Origin of the sequence: Burkholderia sp. Bp8986, assembly GCF_003854225.1 — a bacterium.
Taxonomy (GTDB): Bacteria; Pseudomonadota; Gammaproteobacteria; order Burkholderiales; family Burkholderiaceae; genus Burkholderia.
The window spans coordinates 1-3,004 of the sequence record NZ_QTQM01000112.1 but is presented as its reverse complement, the minus strand read 5'-3'; the positions used below and the strand labels follow the sequence as shown (position 1 = coordinate 3,004).

Below are 3,004 nucleotides of genomic sequence, written 5' to 3'. Positions count from 1 at the left end.
CAGCTGTTCTGCGAACTGCAGCGCGACTGGGCGCGCAGCGCAACCGTTCCTGCATTCATCAACCTGTTCATCGAAACCGGCGGCACCGCGGGCATCCAGTTCTCGTACGACAAGAGCTGATTGCCGCACGTCCGCAAGCGCCGCGCTTGCGGCGCGAACCCGGCCCGCGTCGCAGCCGCCGGCGCGCGTTGCGCCACATGAACTACCCCGCCCGGGCCGGCCCGGGCGGGCACCCGCGATACCTAAACCACGTGGTAGCTTGCCGGCGGATACGCCGCCTCCAGCGCGGCCCTGAGATCCGCGTCGGACGCCGTGGTCGACGTGAAGACGGCCGTCGTGGTGCTCGCGGTGTAGGCCAGCGTCACGGCCCACGTCGGATGGTCCTCGTTGAGGTTGTCGCGCGTGGCTTGCGCGCCGAACGCGCTCGGGCCGCTGTCCGAATTGAACCCGTAGACTGAAATGGTCGGCATGGCATGTCCTTGTCGGTTGGTTGGGAAACGCCGCCGGCACGCACCGGCGACCTGCCCAGCGTAGGCGCCGCGCACGCGGGCAGGAATGTGCCGAAGGTCATGGCCGAAGGCCCGTGACGGGCGGTGCGATACCGGTTTTCCCGGCTCCGCCTCGCCCTCATGCACTCTCACGCACCCTCGATGCCGCACCGCGCGCCGCCATCGCCGCGACGCCGCCAGCCGTCTTCGCGGATACGTGATTCAATGTCATTCGAACCGGCGTCGCACGCTGCCGCCACGGCGCGCGTCGCGTCCCCCTCGACCGACCTTCACGAAAATCCCATGACGAACCCTGCCGACATCAAGGCGCTCGTTTTCGACGTGTTCGGAACGATCGTCGACTGGAGAAACGGCGTCGCGCGCGAAGCCGCCACGTTCCTGGCGCGCCACGCGCCGGATCGCGATCCGTTCGAATTCGCCGATACGTGGCGCCGCGAATATGCGCCGTCGATGGAGGAAATCCGCAGCGGGCGCAGGCGCTACGTGCGGCTCGACGTGCTGCACCGCGAGAACCTGGTGCGCACGCTCGACCGCTATGGTATCGACGGCGTGCCCGACTCGGAGATCGACGCGCTCAACCTCGCGTGGCACCGGCTCGATCCGTGGCCCGACTCCGTCTCGGCGCTGCAGCGGCTGAAGCGGCGCTACGTGATCGCGCCGCTGTCGAACGGCAACATCCGGCTGATGGTCGACGTCGCGAAGCACGGCGGCCTGCCGTGGGACGCGATTCTCGGCGCCGAAGTCGCGCACGCGTACAAGCCGTCGCCGAGGGTCTATACCGAAGCGGTCGAGATCCTCGGTCTCGAGCCGGCCGAGCTGTGCCTGGTTGCCGCGCACAATGGCGATCTGGCCGCCGCGCGGCGACTCGGGCTCGCCACCGCGTTCGTGCTGCGGCCGACCGAACACGGGCCGAACCAGACGACCGACCTGAAAGCCGACGACGCGTGGGACTTCGACGTCAAGGACCTGAACGAACTCGCGGATCGGCTCGGTTGTCCGGGTTGACACCAACCGCGTGCCCGGATGGCGATCACGACGTGAACGTGCAGGTCGTCACCGTGGCCCGATTGCGTTCGTTGTTGTAGCTGATCGTCGTGATCGGATTGGCGTCGTCGAACCATGTCGCCTCGAGTGTCGCGACTTCGAGGACGTAGGGCTGGTCGGCGAACGCGGTCTGCTGCTTCACGCTCGTGATCTTCATGCCGACCCGGCCCATGCTGCCGCTTCCGCTGATGATTTGCCCGACTGCGAGCCCCGTGGGGTCGGCGCCGGCCGCGACGATCAGGATTGCTGTCTTCTTTTTCATGACTCACCTCCGGATGACGAAAAACGCGGGACGCCGGGCCGCCACAGGCGCGCCCGCCCCGCGAAACCACTATGTCAAACCGGTACGCGCCACGAAATCCATCGATCGACACGGGACGGACCGCCCATGACGCACCGCTGCGCTCAATCCCCGATGAATCGCAGTTCGTCAGACTCCCCCATCAACAACGCCCGGTTCGCGTCCGCCGCCGCGCGCAGGTAATCCCACAGCGCCGTCACGCGCCGCAGCTTGCGCAGATCCTCGCGACACGTCAGCCAGAAGCACCGCGTGACCACCACGTCGTCCGGCAGCACCGACACCAGCGCCGGCTGCGTGGCCGCCATGAAGCACGGCAGGATCGCGAGCGCGCCGCCCTGCAGCGCCGCGAACACCTGCGCGATCACGCTCGTCGTGCGTAGCCCGGCCGTCGCGCCGGGCACCGCGCGCTCCAGGTACAGCAGTTCGCTGCTGAACGCGAGATCGTCGACGTAACTGATGAACGCATGCCGCGCGAGATCGTCGGTGCAGGCGATCGGCGGATGACTCGCCAGATAGTCGCGCGTCGCATAGAGCCGCAACTGGTAGTCGCACAGCTTCGTGACCACGTAAGGCCCGCGTTCGGGCCGCTCGAGCGTGATCGCGAGGTCGGCCTCGCGCTTCGGCAGGTTGACGAAATGCGGGACCGGCAGCAGGTCGACCGTCACATGCGGGTGCGCGACGCGAAACCGCGCGAGCTGCGGCGCGAGGAAAAAGCAGCCGAACCCTTCGGTCGACCCGATCCGCACGTGGCCCGACAGCGCCTCGCCGGTGTTCGCGACCTGGTCGCACGCGGACTGCACGGTCGTCTCCATCGCGTCCGCATACGCGACGAGCCGCTGCCCCTCGGCGGTCAGCGTGAAGCCGCCCGAGCGCGACTTGTCGAACAAAAGCGTACCCATCGCGGCCTCAAGTGCGCGAATGCGCCGCGCGACGGTCGTGTAGTCGACCCCGAGCCGCTTCGCGGCCCCGCTCGCGCGCTGCGTGCGGGCGACTTCGAGGAAGAAGCGCAGGTCGTCCCAGTTCAGGTTGCCGGAAACCGGCTCGGTGGCGTGTCGCATCGGCGGGAAAAAAAAGGTTCATCGCAGGAAACCGTGGAGGGTTTGGGAGCGATTGCGTAACCTGACGCCTGACTTTAAGGACGTCAGGAGAG

General features: G+C 67.6%; 4 protein-coding genes and 1 pseudogene. 2 read left to right on the top strand and 3 right to left on the bottom strand.

Annotation, left to right across the window (positions count from 1 at the left end; genetic code table 11):
- Nucleotides 1–120, top strand: a pseudogene (locus tag DID99_RS36175) (hydrolase); the annotation flags it as partial.
- A 122-nt stretch (nt 121–242) separates the two neighbouring features.
- Here the strand turns inward: DID99_RS36175 and DID99_RS36170 are convergent.
- The gene (locus DID99_RS36170; RefSeq protein WP_124521109.1) at nt 243–470 is read right to left on the bottom strand and encodes a hypothetical protein; all 228 of its coding nucleotides are present in this window, start codon (nt 468–470) and stop codon (nt 243–245) included.
- Nucleotides 471–791: 321 nt separating this feature from the next.
- On the opposite strand from DID99_RS36170, the gene DID99_RS36165 reads away from it, so the two are divergent.
- Nucleotides 792–1,514 carry a haloacid dehalogenase type II gene (locus DID99_RS36165; protein WP_124488427.1) on the top strand — a complete coding sequence of 241 codons (723 nt, stop codon included), beginning with the start codon at nt 792–794 and terminating at the stop codon, nt 1,512–1,514.
- Nucleotides 1,515–1,539: 25 nt separating this feature from the next.
- Here DID99_RS36165 and DID99_RS36160 read toward each other — a convergent pair whose 3' ends face one another.
- Nucleotides 1,540–1,815, bottom strand: a complete 276-nt coding sequence (locus DID99_RS36160) for a hypothetical protein (protein ID WP_124668688.1) — start codon at nt 1,813–1,815, stop codon at nt 1,540–1,542.
- A 143-nt stretch (nt 1,816–1,958) separates the two neighbouring features.
- Nucleotides 1,959–2,912, bottom strand: a complete 954-nt coding sequence (locus DID99_RS36155; protein ID WP_124668687.1) for a LysR family transcriptional regulator — start codon at nt 2,910–2,912, stop codon at nt 1,959–1,961.
- Between the last annotated feature and the right edge of the window lie 92 nt (nt 2,913–3,004).